Origin of the sequence: Paenibacillus sp. 19GGS1-52 (genome assembly GCF_022369515.1) — a bacterium.
In the GTDB taxonomy this organism is placed as follows: Bacteria; Bacillota; Bacilli; order Paenibacillales; family Paenibacillaceae; genus Paenibacillus_AQ.
Genome location: NZ_CP059724.1, coordinates 6,543,916 through 6,563,633 on the forward strand (window position 1 = coordinate 6,543,916; position 19,718 = coordinate 6,563,633).

Sequence of the window (19,718 nt, forward strand, 5' to 3'; positions counted from 1 at the left end):
TCTCCCCCTGTAGCTTATTGAGTTTACAGCTAAAGTATAAAGTCAAACGCTCCGAATCCGGGTTAGAAACACGTCCCTGGTTTGAGGGTTATTGTATCCGCTTTCAAAAAAGGGTTGCAGCTATCTGACCATTTTCGGACGGTCACGCACGAAATTCCTACTTCAACATGTTCTAGAGGAAAGAAACCGCTTTGCCTTACCCTCTCCCCTCTGAATTCTCCCAGAGGTTCTGTTGCAATGGATTCTGAGCCCGATATGCGGACGGAAGCAGCCCGTACTGCTTCTGGAACATTTTACTGAAGTATTTCTCATCCTTGAAGCCGACCTGCTGGGCGATACTATAGATGGGTTTGCTGCTCTGCAGTAGCAGTTGGCGTGCCTTGTAAAGGCGCAGCTCTTTTACATAATCCTGAAAGGCCTTACCGGTAACCCCCTTAAAGCTTTGACTGAAATAGGTCCGGCTCATATTGGCTACATCTGCTACTTCATTTTGGCTGAAATCAAGTTCTTCTTTGGCGTGCATATATTGAACCGCTTGAAGAATACCATTAACCACTTCCGTGGTATGCTTCTCGCGGAACAGCAGGTTACCCAGATAATCACGTTCCTCCTGCATTACCAGACGCCAGTCCTTCCAACAACGACTCTGTTCCAAGCGCGAAATCCAGTGCAGTGAACGCTCTAGGGACAGCAACAGATAACCTGTCTTTAACAGCACGGGATAGACGATATTCTTCAGCAACGGCAGCGATAGCCGGAATAGTGTGGTCTGTTGCATCAATTGCTCATACTGCTTATTATCATAAATCCATTTCAGATCTTGCCATAATAATTGACAGGCTTCTGCGGAAGACTCCTCCATGATATCCCTCTGTGGAAGTTCCACAGTCAAGGAGCCTGAAGGCTCGCCGATAAGATCAAAGAGGGCATCATAAAACGACTTGGATTGCAGTGAAGTTTGTTTTGTCTCTACACGACTGCTGGCTTTGTTCTGGACACTCATCGCAATTCGTTCCAGAACCTCGTCCATGACATCCGTCTCCAGATCATTTTTAACTACATAATCTATTGCTCCCATCCGGATCGCCTGCTGGGCAAAGGCAAATTCCTCATGACAGGACAGCACAACAACCAAAGTCGCAGGATAGTGATTCTTCAGTTCCTCCATCAGCTCGAAGCCAGACATTTCCGGCATCATCAAATCGGTAAAAACAATATCCGCCGGTTCAACAGCCATACATTCCAGCGCCTTGGACCCATTCATCGCTTCCGATATGACTTTCATCCCGTATTTCTCCCAGGGCATCATTGAAATCAAGCCCCGGCGTACCAGCTTCTCATCATCAACAACCAGTACCTTCATAATGCCCCATCCTTTCTAGTATCCGGTATAGTGATTGAGACCGTGGTCCCGCCCTGCTCCGTGCTGACCATTTCCAGTTTACTGCGCCCCTCAGTGAAGCTGTTCAGACTGCGGATCACATAATTAAGCCCTATGCCCATGCCCGATGAATTACGTATTTCCTTCTCTCCATGCAGCATATCTTCAATCTGCGCGTCGGTCATCCCTTTACCGTTATCCCTAACCTCGATCTGTATGCTGTCCAGCCTCATCTGTGCACTCACCACAATGACCCCCCCCGTCTCAGGGAGCCCATGGTAAAGAGCATTCTCAACAATAGGCTGCAATATAAACCGCGGCATAGACACATCCATTATTTCCTGCGGAATCTCGTAACGCACATCAAATTCGTAATCATATCTAATTTTCTGCAATTCCACGTAGTCTTTTAAAGTCTGTATTTCATCATGAAGCGCCACAATCTTTCCCGATTTAGCCAAATTATATTTCAGAACCTTCGTAAATAGCGACAGGAAACGGTCTATTTCGTGCTGTCCATTCATACGGGCCAGCCACTGTGCTGTGTTTACCGTATTATACAGAAAATGAGGGTTAATCTGCGCCATCAGCTTCTCCATCTCAATTTCCTGCTGCTCCTTGACCTTGTTCTCTACCTCAACAATCAGTTCCCCGATCTGATGATGCATTCCGTTAAAACGGTCTATGAGATAATCGAATTCCTTAAGCCCGGTCATGGGCAGGCCCACATGCGCCCGTCGATTCGTCAAATCGCGAATCCCCCGGTGTATTCGCTGCAGCGGGCCAAGCACCACCTTCCAGATCCGCAGTGCCAGCAGCAAGGAAATCACCAGCGCTAGGCCAGCCACCAGCGAGAAGCCCACTAGCCAGGTCCTGCTCTCACGGTGATAGTCCCGCTTGCTTATAAAGACTACCAGATTCCAGCCTTGCTTCGCCGTCTCCTCGAATGCATAATATTCCTTTTGCTGCTGGTTATGGTATACACTCCCTTCCGGGAACCAATCCGGCTTGTCGCTATATAAAACTACACCATTCTTGTCAGTCAGCAAATGGAACGCATTCATTCCATACTGCTCCATATTCAACACCTGCTGCAGCACCTTCGAATTCGTCTCCACGTATGCATAAAGGGGGTGTTCCGGATCACCCATCTTGCGGACAATGGAGAATACCGGGGTATCGTTATATTTATATAGAGTTAAATGCGGACTATTATAGGTGATGTCCCCCCGGGCAGCCATCACGGGAAGCGCTGTCAATAAAGGCTGTTTGTCTCTTGTAAGGAGTGTTTCGTACATCATGCGCTCCTTCTTGCTGTCATAATAAAACATTAGGCCCGTATTCAAATTGGAAGCATTCAACAGATTGATATTTCGCTGAATATCAGTATTGAGCTGGGCAGCCTCAAAGGAATCTGCCGTCTCCAGTAGCTGTTCCATGTCCTGTCCGACGAATCCTTCAAAAGACATCTGCTGCGATACGTCATACAGATTATTCAGGGTAGATTCCAGCGTCTGCAGCACTCGCTGCAGATTACCCTCAATTCCTTTTTCAATTTTATTATCCAGAATAGAGGAAATGGAATATAAGGCTAGGGTTCCTGTCATAATCAGCGGAATCATAGCGCTGGTCAGCAGCGTCCAGTACATTTGGCCTCTCAGCGTATCCCCGCCGAAGGACCTGCGAAGGCTTCCCGTCTTTCTGTTCATGTCTTCATCCGCTTTCTTGTGGAGGTATGGTATCCAGCCTGTAGTATATATAACATTATATTGGTAAAGCAACAAAAAACGCGGTCTCCGAAAATTGGAAAATCCGCGCTAGATATTGTGTTTGTTCAATCAACGGTTAAATACACGCTGAAAAAATGGTTTATAAATGTAATATATATAAGATACTCGAAGAGATTTTTGTACTTGGTTTGTTTAACTTGGCGGTCATCATAGTCATAAACGAATAGATTTTTTCCACTCACTACCGGCAGTAACAGAATATATAACTGTAAAAGCAAAATAGCCGCCACCAAAAGCCTCAATAAACTTCTTATAATCTTCTGGTAAGCTAATTTTCAACTGATCTTCTACAGCTTCAAGCTCGGCTGTTGTTCCAACAGGGTCTGCATCAAGTCCGAACCATATTGGTTGGCCGATGTCCTAATAAATCTTGTTTCATTTATGACCATTTCTTATGCGTACAGTAATTCGAGAAATCTTTATACGGGTATTAAGCAGCTTATATGTGTATTGATTAAACCTTGAAAGGCATGAAGCCAGTCAAGGTTTATAATTATTTACATTACATGGATATTATCTATTGCAATGCTGTCTTCTTGAGTATTAACAGTTGCCGATAAAGTTAAGTCACTTTTTTGATTATCAAACCACAATTCATATTCAACTACATATTCGGAAGTGCGTCCAACTTGAATAATGATAGCCGATTTAAAATCCTCTTCAGTAGGAAAGAAGGGCTTTCCTCCATAATCTTCAATTGCAAAGATAATCTCTTCTTTTGTTAATCTGCCATTCTCACCTCTAGAAACTATCAGGTCATACTCACCATTAACTAATAATGTAACTAATTCATGGAGTTTTATCAGAATCATTTCTTCATGAGCCAAACTTATCTCCCCCTTCGATTCCCTTGGCATTCTTGTAACTGTATTAGGTTCCGAGCCAAAATCTTTCATAAAGGTAAGCATATAAATTACTATATTGCTTTTTTCCAACACCAAATTTTTGGTCCCAATAAACGAATAGATTGGGTTCACTCAATCCCTCTTCATTTACATGACCATAGCAACCCCCAGCCCGATTGATTCTTATATTATTCCATTCACTACCGAAAGGAACATTTACTTATAAAACTCTTCTATCGAGATTACTTCAATAGATTTGCAATAAAAATCAATAAATTGAAATCCATCATTTTCACCATATCCGCTGTCATCATGCACATGATAACGCTGGATACTAACCACTCCCTGTTCCTTCATATCATGAATGATTAAACCACCTGATAAAGGGAAAGATGTTGCATTTCTAATCGTTAAATCATCTATATCATAGTATCTAAACCTTATTTTGAATGGCTCCTTTGTTTCCAAAAGGATAACATGAAAGGTGAGATCAAGCGTTCCAAGATAACTGTCCTCATAATCGGTTTCAACATTATATTCAATTTTTACAATTCTCTCGTATACCCACGTACCACGAAGAGTATTTTTTATCATTTCTATATTTTTTATATGCATTATTTAATACCTCCCGCATCAATCTTTAAAAATTATATTTCTTTAATGCTTTTTCCTGCATCTTGATAAATGTATTCGTGTAAATGTGGTGGATTAGGATGATGCTTTGCATTACCATGATCGCTATAATCAATCCTGTACGTTTGCTTACCAGCCTGATCATAAATCACTCGGGAATTTTCGATCTGACCACTTGAACCTAATCGGCATTTTTATTTCCTTTCAACAGAACTGGATTCAGCGGTCCCTTACTTTACCACCATGCATTCTGCATCTAGCGTTTTTCATTGGCATATTACCACAGCAAGTACCTTGTCGTGTCTTTGCTCCGCATATTGCCGTCTGATCTTTCATCATGGTTGTACTCTCCTCGTTACTTGCATGGAGTTCGTCTGTTTTGTATCCTTCGACAGACTGACCGGCGGTTATCAGGACACAATGTCAGACAAGTCATTATTGCCCGTTCCCATCGGGCGGAAATCGTTTCACTAATTCCACCTTCAGAAATTGCGCATAGCTGTCCAGTATCTCCTTCTCCGCAAACTTGTCAGTCGGGAAGCGGAACTCATGTAGCTTTTGCAGTCGGGTGGTAAACGCCTTATACTCGTCACGCTTTACTATCCCTTGCACCCACAGTGTCAACCCTCGTTCGTTGACTTGCTTCCGCACACCGCCGATAAACTCATATGTTTTCTCGCTCATCAGCAGATATGGATGACAATGGAGGTAATTCGGCAAGTTCTTTGATGTGCCGCTCAATCGACTTGGAACTGCATCCGACATCATGGGCAATCGTCTCGATTGTGGGATAACACAGCGCCTTATCGCTCATATAAGCGATTAAATCTATCAGGATTAATTTCTCATACGCACTCAAGCCGATACACCGTAGAATCTTCAGTGGTGCTTTGATGTAGCCGTTGTGGTGGGACGTGAACTGATTAGCCCGGCTCACTTCGTCCATGTACGTATTGGCAGCTTGGCTGCTCTTTTTCAGCCATAAGTCATTCATTTTCATTACCCTCCTCCTTAGTGTCCCGCCGCTCAGCGGCTATGAAGTCAGGAAGGCGGCTAGCCTGAACGTATCCTTTACCTGTGTATGTAAACTGCTCGTCAGCAGAGTTCTTTCTTACGCTGTAACAATCGCTTTAATCGTTAGATGAGTTGCGGACATAATCAAAATTCGATTTAGCCGTCCTTACTATCAATGGTCGTGTCATCTATCTTAGAAGTTGCAATACCTTTTCATCCTCTCTATCGGGGCGGTATACTTTACAGTTGCGATGGATTTTAGAAAAAACCGCAGAAAACGAAGATAACAAAAAACAGGTCAATCATGGTTGTAACTGACCATAATCTACCTGTTCAATGTAACGGAATAGCGTTATTTAGGGTATAAAATTCAAGCATTGATGTACGTACAAACGAAATGGCTAAATCTTCATATAAGTATTACATGGGTTAAGTCTGTTATTGGTTGAATGATGGGTTAATTCGGCACTGGGTAGCCCCACAATAATAATTGCACGAAGACAAAAGCAAGACCTAACCACCATTTGTGTCATTTACTTCTTAACTAAAATATTCATTTACTACCGCAGTTAATTGGTCGTTTCCTAACTCAATGTTAGTCAAATAATAAATGAAATAATCTTCTACTTCACTTTGTTTGAATAGACTCAGATATTGAAATGCAAGTAGTGTAGTATTGTCTATTCCATAATCATCTTCCAATTTTGTTTTTACATATTGAATTACTTGATTAATAAATCTATTGTCTTTTGTCTTAAAAAGAACATTAAGAACGAATGTCATCTCATCCTCGTTCTCTAGTTCAAAAATCTCACGCATCTCATTCTCATCTAATTCTTCTTGCAATAGCTCTTCCTTAACCAAATTAAATATTTTCAAAGCCTCTAATTCATCATTATAATAATCTTCCCAAAAACTTAGATAAGCAAATTGCTTCGGTAATAAAGCTGCACTATTATTGGGCTTGTTCCACAATATCCAATCAGAATTTACTTTCTCGGATACAATGTCAAATAAAGAGACTGAATAAGGCACAACTTGTTTTATATCATTTTCCAATCTATATAGTTCCTCGCCGTTTATGCTTGTTTCCACAGAATAAACCATATATTTTATATTTATTGATAGATTCTCTTTTTTCTCTAAATCCTCTTTAAGACGTACTCTCATTTATCTTACTCCTTTAATATTAAAATCGACATCCTGTTCAATTATCCAGAATAGGTCGTTTTCATTTGCTCTGAGATTCTTAGGTTTGGATACCTTCAATTTTATATCAAACGGGCTAATTCCTCCTGTTTTCTGATTTTGATAAAAATGAACTTCTCCCTTTCCATACGGAGTTTCATACTGTTGCTTTGATGTCATTTTAGCCCAATCTTCTATTTTATTACCGTCACTAGTTAATATCCCTCGAGCCTTATCATCCCATAAATCCTCGCCCTTAATGATGACATCGGAGTTAGATAAAACATCTTCTTTAAGAAGTGATTGCTTATACTGTTGATGTTTATAAATGTCACTAGCTTCACCCGCCCCCTCAGCATCACTCGCAAAATGCTGCAGGTCCAATTTCAGTCTACCCGGTCTAGGGGCGCTTGTCACAATTTCAGGTACGATATCGGCTACCTTACTCGCGGTCGATCCTACTTTAGCAGCATCCGTTGTGACAGTTGCTGCTTCGACTGTTTTTTCGACCTTGGAAGCTGTTGCTACTGCTTTGAGTTCTCCCGCTCCTACAAAGAACGATCCGATCGTCAGCGCGCTCTCCGTGAAGAATTTCGCTCTGCTTCTTGTATCGGCACTGTCTCCCGTTACATTCTTGCTCCATTCTGCACTGATCGCTCCACCGATGGCTTTCCCTGTTTCGATCGGGTGGGCGACTGCCTGGCCCAGTCCTTTTACGGTCTCTATCGGATGCGCTACCGCACTCGCAATTCCCGTCACCGTCGATTTACCGAAACTCCATGCCCCCTCTGCAATCCCTACCGTCTGATTAATGCTTCGGGCGAGTGGCGTGTCTTGCTTACGCGTGATATCCAGGCCTCTCTTGGCTTCGCTCAGGATATTTTTTGCTGAGGCTACAACTGCTTGGCCGCGTTAACCACTGCTTTGGTCGCACTTACAGTAACCGCTTTGGCGGTGCTTACTACGGCTTTCGTCATACTGGACTTATGCTTGTAGATAATGGTGTTACGTCCTCAGAGCCAGGTAGCACTGGCTCTGGTCGCTTATATACGCGACAATATCGACGAGAATCAGCTTCTCATACGGACTTAAGCCGTAATAGCGATGGATTTTATGCGGCAGGATGGTATATTCTTTGTGATGTCCTGTAAAGTTGCTCTCTTTGGCAACTTCGTCAATGTACGCATTAGCGGCTTTGTTATTCTTAGTCAACCAGAAGTCGTTGTACTTCGTTTTCATATGCAATCCCTTCCTTCTTGTGCTGTTATGCCGCCACTGGGTGGCTAGCCTAACACGTATCCTGACCTGTTTATGTAAACTGGTCGTCACCAGATTGTTCTTGCACTGTAGTCATCGCGGCAAGTAACCCATTCGTTGCGGACAATTTGCAGATAAGTCCTGACAATATTAATTGTCGTGCTATCCACCCTAGAAGATGCGATATATTACCTTCTCATCTTCCCTATCGTAGTGGCGAATATTACAGTTGCGATTGATTTCAAAAAACTGTGAGAAAGCGAAGATAACAAAAAAACAGGTCAAACATGGTGTTATCTGACCATAATCCACCTGTTTAGTCTATCGCCTTAGCGTTATTAAGGTTACATATTAAAGCATTAATGTGCGTACAAACGAAATCAGAATTTCTTTATACGGGTATTATATGGGTTAAGTGTGTTATTGGTTGAATGATGGGTTCATTCGGCACTGGGTAGCCCCCACCAAAGAAAAAACCTTGAAAGGCATGAAGCCAATCAAGGTCTCTAACTTTATCTAAAATACTGAGTAACATCATAATTTGAAATTGTTTTGGCTAACTCGATAGGGGACAAATCATGATTATTTTTTTTATGTGCGTCTGCACCAAAAGATAACAGAAGTAGAATCACTTCACCTCTCCCCCTCGAATTAAATACTGCACGAAACAAAGGAGTATTTCCATGAGAATCCTTCACATCAACATTAGCTTTATTATCTAATAATTGCTTGACAACTTCCGGCAAGTAATTTTGGGAAGCATAATGTAAGGGAGTGTATCCTAGATTATCTTGTGCATCTACGTTTGCCCCTCTTTCAATTAGAAATTTTGTAATTTCCGTCAAATTATCAATTACTGCATGAATAAGGGCAGTTCTTCCATCTTCGTCCACGATATTAATATTCTCACCAGATTCAAGTTGTTGTTGTAGTAATTGGATATTTTCAGTTAGTACAGCATCAAAAATTTTCGACATTTTATCTACTCCTTTTTTTGAGTTTATGGCATTTCATGCTTGTGACTCCGATTAGATATTGGGTCTTCAATCTGATACTTATCCGAATTGTTCATTCGGTCATTAAATTCTTTTTGTGTTAATCCTTGCTTCTTAGCTTTTTCAACTTCTCGCCAATGTTCATTTCCCGGCTTGTATCCTAAATCATATTTACCCTCAATTGGCTTACCTGTATTCGGGTCAATAAATTTCCCGTCCTCGGTCTTAGGAGCACGATTTTCCACTTCTTGTCTGACTCCTTTTCTAATATACGGCCTTCTAAGATCTCCCGTCCCCCCAGCATCACTAGCAAAATGCTGCAGGTCCAATTTCAATCTACCCGATCTAGGAGCGCTTGTCACCGATGAGACAACTTCCGGTACGACATCAGCCACCTTACCCTACAAAGAACGATCCGATGGTCAGCGCGCTCACCGTGAAGAACTTTGCTCTGCTTCTTGTATCCGCATTGTCTCCCGTTACATTCTAGCTCCATTCAGCGCTGATCGCTCCGCCGATGGATTTCCTTGTTTCGATCCGCCTTGAGAATAATGAGGAATTGAGAGACGGAAATAGGCACTAAGTTAACCTTATCAAAAAAAGAAAACCTTGAAAGGCACTAGGCCAATCAAGGGTTGAAGGGTTAGAATTCTTCCAATGAAACTGCTTCAATAGAAACACAGTAAAACTCGATAAAGTTGTATCCATCATTCTCACCGTACCCACTGTCATCATGAACATGAAATCGTTGACTCGGATCCCATCCTAACTCATTTTTATCATGTACTATCAAACTTCTTGTCAGATAAAGATTTGTTATTTTTCTTACACTGAGCTCAGAAACATTTGAGTAGCTCATTTTCAATTTGAATCGTTGACCAGTTTCAATAACCAAGACTAGAAAAGAAAGGGTTAATAAGGTCGTGTAATTCTCTTCAACGTCAATATTCACAGCGTAATCAATTGCAATTATTTCCTTATAAGTCCATGAACCAAGAGCGCTTAACTTATCTGTTATAGTCTCATAATTTTTTATAACCATCTAAATCGTTCCTCCCTCATTAATCAACAAACTTTATCTTGTTTGTTCCTTCATCAATTTCGCCTTGTCTCAGTCTACCTGTGGAAGGATCCATAAAATATTTTGTTTCTGTTTTACTTTTCCATGCATCTTGATAATTGTATTCATGCATATGTGGATCTGTGTGATGAGCAGAATTCCCATGGTTAGTATAATCAATTCTATATTTTTGCTTGCCAGCCTGATCATAAATCACTCGGGAATTTTCAATCTGACCACTTGAACCTAATCGGTTAAAATCAATCCGATCTCCTGGTGTTCCCTGAATAGGTGCATAATTATTTTTGTAGTACTCATCAGGTAAAAACGGTTCTTTAGCAAAGTCATCTACTTTACCCAAATCCTCAGCATCACTCGCAAAATGCTGCAGGTCCAATTTCAGTCTACCCGGTCTAGGGGCGCTTGTCACAATTTCAGGTACGATATCGGCTACCTTACTCGCAGTCGTTCCTACTTTGGCAACATCCGTTGCGACAGTTGCTGCTTCGACTGTTTTTTCGACTTTGGAGGCTGTCGCCACTGCTTTGAGTTCTCCTGCCCCTACAAAGAACGATCCGATCGTCAGCGCGCTCTCCGTGAAGAATTTCGCTCTGCTTCTTGTATCGGCACTGTCTCCCGCAACATTCTTGCTCCATTCTGCACTGATCGCTCCGCCGATGGCTTTCCCTGTTTCGATCGGATGGGCGACTGCCTGGCCCAGTCCTTTTACCGTCTCTATCGGATGGGCTACCACACTCGCAATTCCCATCACTGTCGATTTACCGAAACTCCATGCCCCCTCTGCAATCCCTACCGTCTGATTGATGCTCCGGGCGAGTGGCGTGTCTTGCTTACGCTTGATATCCAGGCCTCTCTTGGCTTCGCTCAGGATATTTTTTGCTGAGGCTACAACTAGCTTGGCCGCGCTAACCACTGCTTTGGTCGCACTTACAGTAGCCGCTTTGGCGGTGCTTGCGATTGCTTTCGTCGTACTGGCTACAGCTTTGGCGGTGCTGGTTAATGCTTTTTTTGCCGAGGTTACTGCGGCTTTTGCTGTAGTCACTACTGTGGCTTTCGCCGTGGTTACGGCTGCCTTGGTCGCTTTAGCTGCACTTACCACTGCCGCTTTCGCTGTACTTGTCACTGCCGCCTTGACCGTTCTCACCGTGGCTTTGGTCGCGGTAACAACTGCCGACTTGGCTGTGCTCACTGCGGCTTTGGTCGAATTCACTGCCGCTTTCGCTATAGTCACCACTGCTTTCTTGGCTGTGCTCACTGCGGCTTTGGTTGTGCTTACCGCAGCTTTCGCCGTGGTTACTACTGCCGACTTGACTGTATTTACAATTGCTTTGGTCGTGCTGACCACAGCCTTCGCCGTGGAGACTGCTGCTGACTTGACTGTGCTTGCGACCGCTTTCGTCGAGCTTACTACTGCATTTTCGACACTACTTGCCGCCGCTTTCAATTTACCGAATATACCATGACCCGTCGGATCTACGAATTGAATCGGATCATTCTCAGCATACGTATATAAGTTCAAGCTCAGCCGATTTTTCTGTTCACCCCAATAGCTGTCTTCGGAAATGAATCTTCCGGTATACGGATCGTAGTAACGCGCCCGCAGATAGTACAATCCAGTCTCTCTGTCGAAAAATTCGCCTCCATACCGGATTGGTTCTTCTTTGGTCTCAATAGTCAGCGAAGAATTGCCGAATGCATCATAATCATACTGGTTGACGATTGCGCCATCCTTCGTCACCGTCTGCACAACGTCACCGTGTTCGTTATACAGGTAGTCGGTCACTTGACTCGCCTTATCAAAATGCGCAATGTAGTTAATCCCCCGGATATAACGGTTGAGCATGACGCCGCTCTCGCCCGTCTCCAGAATGACATGCTGACAGTCATACGAGTAGTTCGTTGTCTGGGCCTTATACCCGTCTTTTGAGCTGCTGACTGTCTTCTCCCGCCGCAGTCCATCTCCGTCATATTGATAGGTCAAAGTAACCCGATTTCCTGCTTTTACCTTGACTGAACTTTTCAGCCGGCGGCCCTTCTGGGCATTGGTGACTCCATCTTAGGAACCCGCCACGAAGCGCAGGAAGAAACTGAAACAACTAATTTACTTGAGTAAAGGGTAGAAGAATGGTAGAGGTCTCGCAAAAAAACAAAAAAGCGCAGCCCCGAAAATCCAGAAGCCGCGCCACATATGGTGTTTAAAGATGCTGGTGAAGGGAATTGAACCCCCGACCTACGCATTACGAGTGCGACCCAGCAGTGGTTTATAAGGTTTTGCTGAGGTTTGTAGGGCAGTAAATAACGTGTTTTTCGCGTATAGTTACTTCTAAAGTTTTATTGATATTTGCTTGTCGTTAGAAGATCGGTTAGAAGTTTTGTTAGAAGAAAAACAGCATTGCAATGCTGCCTTCCCACTAGAATATCACAGATGAAGCAGCTGCTTTACTCAACACAACATAAGGAAGTCCGGGTATTCCTCTGGTGGATATTATTGTAACGGTGCCCAGTACATTGCTTCCTCCGAAGGTACCGCTTTATACTTGGAATTTCTTGTAATAACACGTTCATGGTAGAAGTTATCTTTACAGGTCGCACGCACCGTCCCTGTTCTCTCTCTTCCTGAGTAATTCGCTGCTTATGTTCTGGTAACATCATCCTGCTACAATCTCATATACTTTCTAATTTCTTAGTCATGATATCTGCACTCCTTAATAATACTGCCAGTAATCCATATTCCCCTGCGTATTCGTTTGCTGAGGCTGCCGTGTGTCTCCCTGTGACAATTTTCCTGCTGGATCTTCTCTTTCCCAGCCTTCCAAGATTAATGCGCTCTCCGTTGGAGTTCCGGGCTTCCACTCAAGATAATTTTGCTCAAGAAGTTCCTGCATCCCTTCCCTGATCTTGGTTGGCGTTCATCCGCTTTTGGTCTCCAACTCTTGTAGTTTTGGCATATGTCCATGATGGCCCAGATGAATGTGTCATGATCATTAACAACTTTCGGGCAGTATCACTAAGCATGAAGTATCACCCTTAAGGCTCTAGGTGAGCTCTCTTTGCGTTCTATGTATCCCTTCTTCTCCAACCTTTCAATATATCCAAATACCGTCGATTTTGACGCCAGTCCCATTTCGTCAGCAATTTCCTGAACAGTTGGAGAGAATTTCAAATGATCATAAAGTGTGTTTATTGCATTCAGAGCTTCGTTTTCTCTTTTCGTTAATTCAATCATGCTATCGCCTCCTTCTTCACCGGCTGCCAAGCAAGGATACTCGCAGTCAAAAATACACGAGGTAATTGAGTAGCAATCAACTTTCAAAATAATTTCGGAAATAAGTGAAGTTCGTAGTTCTGTTTTCACATAAACTATTTAAAATATTTTTCTTTGATATGATGGCCTTACTTCGTTGCAAAAAAATCTGGGTTATACTATAATAGTCCCAGATTATAAATGGAAGGAGCATCACTTTGTCTGAAAACAATAAGAGGTTCATCATCGAGTCCTCAGACATCCGCAAACAGTTAATAAAAGAACACGTATTGAAATATGGGTCCAATACAACAGAATGGTTCAATACAAAGAGTGAAACCATAATAAATCAATATGTCGCTGAACTTCAAAAAAGATATCTAAACACTCCAGACAACCTATCTGATTTATCATCTGCGAGTGAAGTATTCAAAAAACTTAACAGTATAGATTGGGATTTTCCAGAAAATGATACTTCTTACTTGACCCATGACATACACCCTTACCCTGCAAAATATATCCCTCAAATACCATGCAATATGATTTCGGCCTTGAGTCTCCCAGGAGATATAATTTGGGATCCTTTTGGTGGTTCAGGAACAACAGCATTAGAAGCTTTATTATTAAATCGTCGATCTATAAGTACCGATGCTAATCCATTAGCAAGTATTATAGGACAATGCAAGACGATTACTTTGACGGATGAAGAACAAATTGAACTACAGTTATGTAGACAATGGCTATTTGATATCGTAGAAATAGATAATGATTATTTAGATATGAAAATACAAATACCCGATATCCCAAATATAGAAAAATGGTTTCATCATAATGCTATTCAAGAATTAGCATTAATAAAAGGACTCATAGAAAATCTTTCTCCTAGCTGTAAAGTTATTGCTCAAGTTGCTTTATCGAGGACTGTTTCAAAAGTTTCTAATCAGGAAAGTGAAACAAGGTATGCTAGTAAACCAAAAGAATTAATTAAAAAAGAAACCCTGCGCTATTTTATTGGAGATTTGGATACAGTTTTTTCAAAAGTACACGCATGTAGTAGTCTATTACAAGGTAAAAAGGCAAAATTTAGAACGTATGATTTACGAGAACAACTTAACCAAAATAGTCCTATTTTGGAGAATCAAATTGATCTTATTGTTACTTCGCCACCTTATGCGAACGTAACAGACTATCATCTATATCACAGATTTAGAATGTTTTGGCTGGGTTTTGATCCTGTCAAGTTTGGAAAGGTAGAGATTGGCTCACATTTACGCCATCAAAGAGAGAAAACTGGGTTTGAAGACTATATGTCTGAGATAACTCCCTGTTTAGAAAATTGTTTTAAGGCTCTGAAGCCCGGACGATTTGCAGTATTTGTGGTTGGAGACTCTGTATTTAATAAGATTTTATATAATACTGCAGAAGCATATATAAAAGAAGCTACACGATTAGGATTTGAATACATCGGTTTAATATCTAGAAACTTACCAACAAGCCGCAGATCATTTCAAAGCCATGCTCGAAGAGCAACAAATGAATCAATTGTCATCTTAAGAAAACCTGTTAAAGACATAGAAATACAATTGCACGAAGCACCCTACAAACTTTGGGCCTTCGAGAAAGAACTACTGCAACGTGAAATCCAGAAACTTTCTCCTAGAAATTTAACACAGTCTGGAGAAAAGGTATGGTCTGCTACTGTAAATTGCTTGAATTTAGACAAAGCAAAGAAGCTTACATTTATTCACAAAGTGACCTCTTCTGAAATTCAACCTTTGGCAACATGGCAAAGTATCGTAGAAAACGGCGATACTTTAGAAAATCAATCTTTGCGTAAAGAATCCAAATATGCAACTCATGGTATTCATGAGTATAAAGGAAAGTTTTACCCTCAATTATGTAAAAGTCTATTATCTTTATCTAATTTAAAGGAAGGAAGTACCGTCCTAGATCCATTTATGGGTAGTGGAACTACTATCCTTGAATCCTATCTTTCAGGTTATAGAGCCTATGGATGTGATATAAATCCCTTAGCTCTCAAAATTTCCAAAGCAAAAACAGAAGTCCTAAGGATGAATCCAACAATATTATTAAATACATTAAAAACCTTCTTGAGAACAATAGAACATGAAGATCCATCAACTAATTCTAATTATTTATACGGTCATCTAGACCCTCAGGCACATGCTGAACTTGAAAGCTGGTTTCCTCAAAGTGTTATTAATAAAATAGGTATATTATTCGAGAAAATTCACAAAATACCTGATAATCGTATTACAAATTTTCTTGAAGTTATAGTTAGCAATTTAATAAGAGATATATCGCAGCAAGAACCCAGTGATTTACGAATAAGAAGAAGAAAAGAACCTTTACTTGATGCTCCGGTGATAGATATGTTTAAACAAAATTTAAAAAAACAAATTTCCAAACTTGAAAGCTACTTTAATTCTGTAGATTACTCTCCTTCTTTATTTTCCAAATCCAATATATGGGCAGGTGATTGCAGAAAAATAGACAGTTTTACCTCTCATGGACTTACTGAGGGAACTATTGATGCTGTAATTACTAGTCCTCCCTATGCAACTGCATTGCCCTATATAGATACCAATAGATTAAGTCTGCTTATATTAATGAGTTTGTCCTCTAAACAAAGGGATCCTATCGAAGAGGATTTAATAGGAAGCAGAGAAATAAGAAACAAAATTAAAGGCGAATTAGAATATCGTATTGAAAGAGGAATATTTGATAATATCACCTCTACATATGCTGTTGATATTATTACTGAAATTTACAAATTAAACAAAGAATCTGATGTGGGATTCAGACGTAAAAATATGGCATCTTTACTTTATAGTTATTTCTCATCAATGACCTATTTTCTTGATAATATGCATTTTTTACTCAAGGAAAAAGGGTCAGCATTTATTGTTATAGGTAACAATACTACAAAAGCGGGTGGCAAGGATTTGATAATCGACACTGCAAAAATGTTGATTGAATCTTCAGAACAACTTGGCTTTTCGATTGAAGATAAATTCTCAATTACAGTAACTGGGGATAATAAGAAGAATAGCAGTAAATTAATAAAAGAAAATACTGTTCTTTGGTTAAGAAAATAATAATAGGAGTGATGTTTGTTACTTTTGTTACTAAAACATCACTCCTATTATTCTATATTTTCTCAAATAGCATCGGTAATAATCCCTTTGAATCTCCACTACCTATTATCTTCAAACGACAATCAGAAACTTGTTTAATAGTGAGCAAATCTATATGTGCTGCTTTCCTACGATATTTTCTGTTTATTGATTCTAAAGAAATTCCTAGTTCATCTCCCCAAAAATTTATGTCTTGGGAATAATGACTTATTCCTAAAAGATAATTATATATACCCCCATTTTTTTTATCCGTAGTTTTAAAGAAATGTGCTAACTCTCCAAACATTAATGTTCTCTTGTTTTTTATATACTCATAAGATTTAGTATCTGTCTTACTAGAGGAGGTCAAATAAACATTAAACAGAGAAGATTCTTTGAAAGGAATCATAATCTCATGGTTAAAAAAGTATTCTACCGCTCTACAGTACTCTAATACCACAGGACCCCAATCAACGTCAGGATCTTCTCCACATTTCTCATTTAAATCCTGAAACAGGAGTTCAGCCATACCTAATAATGTTTGACATTCCTTTGAAAAATAACTCCAAGTAGAGGGAAATATATAATTTTTCAAGTTATTTTTACATTTCTTTAATTCTTGAGGCTTTTCTGTTACTAATTGCTCAGCAAGTCTGTGAGCTTCATCACTTCTATTTATAATCGAAATTTCATTAATATCAGTCTCCAGTACATTTTTTAATCCTACTAGAGAATTATCTTCAATTAAGTTCCAAAAATCAATAGAAAAATCATCAAATCCATAACTCATATTATTTGGAGATACAGTACGAAGCGATAAGCTTGCTTTATCATTAGTTATCAGTCTATCATTTAAATATTCAGTGTCATTTCTTAGAAACAACTGTCCAATTGGCTGATGATTTAGAGAATTTCGGAAATTTTCAAAGTATCCCAACATTTTATATTTTTCTGTATTTGCATCTTTTCGTTGGAAATATTTAACGTTTTTCACATCACAAATCACAGTGAAGTTTGAAATACCTTGCACATTTATTAATAAATCAGGAATTCCTCTAAAGTTTGCCCCATCCTCATATTTCCATAAACTTTGAACAAGACTTGAATTCTGATAATAAATATTAATTTCGCAATCATCAGTAACAATTCTTGTCACTGATTCTCGACCTCTTTGATCTAGTGGGAAAACAACTTTTTTTAAGTTATGCTTCTCTAATCCTTTATTAAAAATAGAATTAATCATCATAGATAGGACCCAAATTTCAAAAAGCTTGTCCCATACTTTAGAACTAGAACCAAATAAAAGGACTAAATTATCAATTCCTTCATTTTCTATTGATGTCCAATGAAGAGATTTAAACCATAGGATTATATTCGAAATTTTTTTATAATCCTTGGTTTTGCCCTGCTTATTTCTTGATTGAGTCATGCTAATAAGTTGATTTAAATTTATTTTCATATATTTACTTTTTACAATCACCATCATTACAGGATGATGGAGCATATTGGCACATTCTTGAAGAAATCTTTTTTGTAATACAAACTCCCCTGATTCGTTGGGCAATGGTAATTTTTTCAGTATATTATAAAACCAATAAATAACTTTGTATAGAAATGCATTCTCAGGGGTTTCATAATTTTCAGCTGAAATAAGACAAGGATAATTCTTCAGAGTAGCATTATTCCATTTATTTGATACATATTCTGAAACAATTAAAGACCCTTGAATTTTCCCAACAAACTCTTCTCTGATAGGTTCATAGGTAGAAGAGAATATAGAATCCAAGGTTCCTATAATCGCCTTGAAAGATACCCATTTTGCCAAGAAAAATCTTGTTTTAATATAATCTAATGAATCAATATTAGAAATATTTAATGATCCCAAGAATAACTGAGATTTATGGATTAAAGGATCTGTGTCCCTTCCGAAATAAGTACTGAGTAATAATAGAGATTCTTCAATAATCCTATATCTCTGTTCCTTCGTAAAATCCCCATATTCTTTGGACATCATCTTTTATTCCTTTCAGTTCATTAGGAATAGCATTTATAAATGCCAACTGGGCCTCTTCTGAAATTATTGTAGAGTCTAATTGTGCTAAGAGTTTTGTTGAAATTGCCCATACTATCGTCGGTAAAATTTCAGTATCACTATCCAATACTAATTTCAATAAAAAGGCTTTTTTAATATCAATTATCTGCGCGGTTCCAACCGATAATATAGCAGGACTATTATTTCCATCACCGAAACGCAACAAATGAATTATAGAATCAATTTTATCAAGAGCACTACTCACTCCGACTTCAGCAATTTTTTTATCAAGAATTTGTTTATTAATACTAGTCAAATCCAAAACTTCTTTTATCGCTAGATCCAAAGTAATTGATCTTTCTCTAGCTAGCATTTCCTCAGTTTTAGGAATATCTATAGCGACAAAATGAAATCTTCTTGCAAAAGCTTGAGAAAATGAATTCACGTATGATTTATCAACAGAGTTCATGGTTCCAATAATTCTAAATTTTTTAGGAATATAGAGTTTCTGATTCCCCTTATATTGATGCGATAATGAAATCGATTGATTACTAGTGCTGCCTAAAACAGTGAAAAACTCACCAAATGCTCTATCAATTTTACAACGATTAATTTCATCAATTAATAGCCACTCCGCTTGCGGCTCTAATCGATTTTCTTCATGCCTTGATATTTGATGACAACATTCTATTATACTTTTTGTAATATGACCATTTTCAGGAACTATCTGTTCTTTACCTTCTACTATCTCTAGCGTTTTCCTTCCAACCAGATCATATACTGTCCACTCTATATTAGCCGTGCTTTCAACTAGCCTAACATTAAACAATTGCTCGCTAATTACCTTTGCCAATGTAGTCTTCCCAGTTCCAGGTGGGCCTTCTAATATTACATTTCCCATTATTAATCCGTAGTAAATAGAATAAATACTTTCAGAAGAAATAGCAAAATTTTGTGAAATTTCACGGATTTTTCCCTTCAAATCATCATTTGAAAGCAAGTCTAAACGATCATTTTGAACTGTGAAAGACTTACTATAATCATTTTCGATATCAGTTGTTGAACAAAATCCATCTCTCTCAAGTTGATCAAGAAAAACTTGTTCTGGCATATGTATCACT

General features: G+C 39.5%; 20 protein-coding genes. 2 read left to right on the forward strand and 18 right to left on the reverse strand.

All coding sequences use genetic code 11. The annotated features are described in order from the left end of the window. Window positions 1-196: 196 nt before the first annotated feature. The 13 genes from H1230_RS30020 to H1230_RS30070 form a co-directional block, all read right to left on the reverse strand. Window positions 197-1,363 carry a response regulator transcription factor gene (locus H1230_RS30020; RefSeq protein ID WP_239713409.1) on the reverse strand — a complete coding sequence of 389 codons (1,167 nt, stop codon included), beginning with the start codon at window positions 1,361-1,363 and terminating at the stop codon, window positions 197-199. Continuing rightward, the gene (locus H1230_RS30025) at window positions 1,360-3,090 is read right to left on the reverse strand and encodes a sensor histidine kinase (RefSeq protein ID WP_239713410.1); all 1,731 of its coding nucleotides are present in this window, start codon (window positions 3,088-3,090) and stop codon (window positions 1,360-1,362) included. Before H1230_RS30025 ends, H1230_RS30020 begins: the two co-directional genes overlap by 4 nt. 234 nt (window positions 3,091-3,324) lie before the next feature. Beyond that, complete coding sequence (locus tag H1230_RS31800) at window positions 3,325-3,528, reverse strand: SMI1/KNR4 family protein (RefSeq protein WP_481857197.1); 204 nt, start codon at window positions 3,526-3,528, stop codon at window positions 3,325-3,327. 140 nt (window positions 3,529-3,668) lie between these two features. Further along, window positions 3,669-4,148 carry a DUF7668 domain-containing protein gene (locus H1230_RS30030; RefSeq protein WP_239713411.1) on the reverse strand — a complete coding sequence of 160 codons (480 nt, stop codon included), beginning with the start codon at window positions 4,146-4,148 and terminating at the stop codon, window positions 3,669-3,671. A gap of 84 nt (window positions 4,149-4,232) precedes the next feature. Then, complete coding sequence (locus H1230_RS30035; RefSeq protein ID WP_239713412.1) at window positions 4,233-4,631, reverse strand: hypothetical protein; 399 nt, start codon at window positions 4,629-4,631, stop codon at window positions 4,233-4,235. A gap of 237 nt (window positions 4,632-4,868) precedes the next feature. Further along, on the reverse strand, window positions 4,869-4,988 hold the full coding sequence (locus tag H1230_RS31805) for an HGGxSTG domain-containing protein (protein WP_481857103.1): 120 nt from the start codon (window positions 4,986-4,988) through the stop codon (window positions 4,869-4,871). A 96-nt stretch (window positions 4,989-5,084) separates the two neighbouring features. Continuing rightward, a complete protein-coding gene (locus tag H1230_RS30040) occupies window positions 5,085-5,300 on the reverse strand; it encodes a hypothetical protein (protein WP_239713413.1) in 216 nt (71 codons plus the stop codon). A 13-nt stretch (window positions 5,301-5,313) separates the two neighbouring features. Then, window positions 5,314-5,643 carry a helix-turn-helix domain-containing protein gene (locus tag H1230_RS30045; RefSeq protein WP_239713414.1) on the reverse strand — a complete coding sequence of 110 codons (330 nt, stop codon included), beginning with the start codon at window positions 5,641-5,643 and terminating at the stop codon, window positions 5,314-5,316. 560 nt (window positions 5,644-6,203) lie between these two features. After that, window positions 6,204-6,833, reverse strand: a complete 630-nt coding sequence (locus tag H1230_RS30050) for a hypothetical protein (RefSeq protein ID WP_239713415.1) — start codon at window positions 6,831-6,833, stop codon at window positions 6,204-6,206. Then, on the reverse strand, window positions 6,834-7,610 hold the full coding sequence (locus H1230_RS30055; protein ID WP_239713416.1) for a hypothetical protein: 777 nt from the start codon (window positions 7,608-7,610) through the stop codon (window positions 6,834-6,836). It lies immediately after the preceding gene. 246 nt (window positions 7,611-7,856) lie between these two features. Beyond that, window positions 7,857-8,090, reverse strand: coding sequence for a hypothetical protein (locus H1230_RS30060; RefSeq protein WP_239713417.1), 234 nt, complete (start codon window positions 8,088-8,090; stop codon window positions 7,857-7,859). Window positions 8,091-8,620: 530 nt separating this feature from the next. Continuing rightward, window positions 8,621-9,085 carry an ankyrin repeat domain-containing protein gene (locus H1230_RS30065; protein WP_239713418.1) on the reverse strand — a complete coding sequence of 155 codons (465 nt, stop codon included), beginning with the start codon at window positions 9,083-9,085 and terminating at the stop codon, window positions 8,621-8,623. Window positions 9,086-9,108: 23 nt separating this feature from the next. Further along, window positions 9,109-9,348: an HNH/ENDO VII family nuclease gene (locus H1230_RS30070; RefSeq protein WP_239713419.1), complete on the reverse strand. Its 240-nt coding sequence runs from the start codon at window positions 9,346-9,348 to the stop codon at window positions 9,109-9,111. A gap of 119 nt (window positions 9,349-9,467) precedes the next feature. Between H1230_RS30070 and H1230_RS31485 the strand changes: the two genes are divergently transcribed. Beyond that, entirely contained in the window at window positions 9,468-9,593 is a 126-nt protein-coding gene (locus tag H1230_RS31485; RefSeq protein ID WP_275591037.1) for a hypothetical protein, read from the forward strand. 153 nt (window positions 9,594-9,746) lie between these two features. Here H1230_RS31485 and H1230_RS30075 read toward each other — a convergent pair whose 3' ends face one another. The 3 genes from H1230_RS30075 to H1230_RS30085 all read right to left on the reverse strand — a co-directional run bounded on the left by H1230_RS30075 (window position 9,747) and on the right by H1230_RS30085 (window position 13,410). Beyond that, complete coding sequence (locus tag H1230_RS30075; RefSeq protein ID WP_239713420.1) at window positions 9,747-10,145, reverse strand: hypothetical protein; 399 nt, start codon at window positions 10,143-10,145, stop codon at window positions 9,747-9,749. 19 nt (window positions 10,146-10,164) lie between these two features. Continuing rightward, the gene (locus tag H1230_RS30080) at window positions 10,165-12,165 is read right to left on the reverse strand and encodes an RHS repeat-associated core domain-containing protein (protein ID WP_239713421.1); all 2,001 of its coding nucleotides are present in this window, start codon (window positions 12,163-12,165) and stop codon (window positions 10,165-10,167) included. Between the two features lie 1,026 nt (window positions 12,166-13,191). Further along, complete coding sequence (locus H1230_RS30085; RefSeq protein ID WP_239713422.1) at window positions 13,192-13,410, reverse strand: LexA family protein; 219 nt, start codon at window positions 13,408-13,410, stop codon at window positions 13,192-13,194. A 236-nt stretch (window positions 13,411-13,646) separates the two neighbouring features. On the opposite strand from H1230_RS30085, the gene H1230_RS30090 reads away from it, so the two are divergent. Further along, window positions 13,647-16,547: a DNA methyltransferase gene (locus H1230_RS30090; protein ID WP_239713423.1), complete on the forward strand. Its 2,901-nt coding sequence runs from the start codon at window positions 13,647-13,649 to the stop codon at window positions 16,545-16,547. Between the two features lie 52 nt (window positions 16,548-16,599). On the opposite strand, the gene H1230_RS30095 is transcribed toward H1230_RS30090, so the two are convergent. Then, entirely contained in the window at window positions 16,600-18,579 is a 1,980-nt protein-coding gene (locus tag H1230_RS30095; RefSeq protein WP_239713424.1) for a hypothetical protein, read from the reverse strand. Then, entirely contained in the window at window positions 18,533-19,708 is a 1,176-nt protein-coding gene (locus tag H1230_RS30100) for an AAA family ATPase (protein WP_239713425.1), read from the reverse strand. Before H1230_RS30100 ends, H1230_RS30095 begins: the two co-directional genes overlap by 47 nt. Window positions 19,709-19,718: the final 10 nt, after the last annotated feature.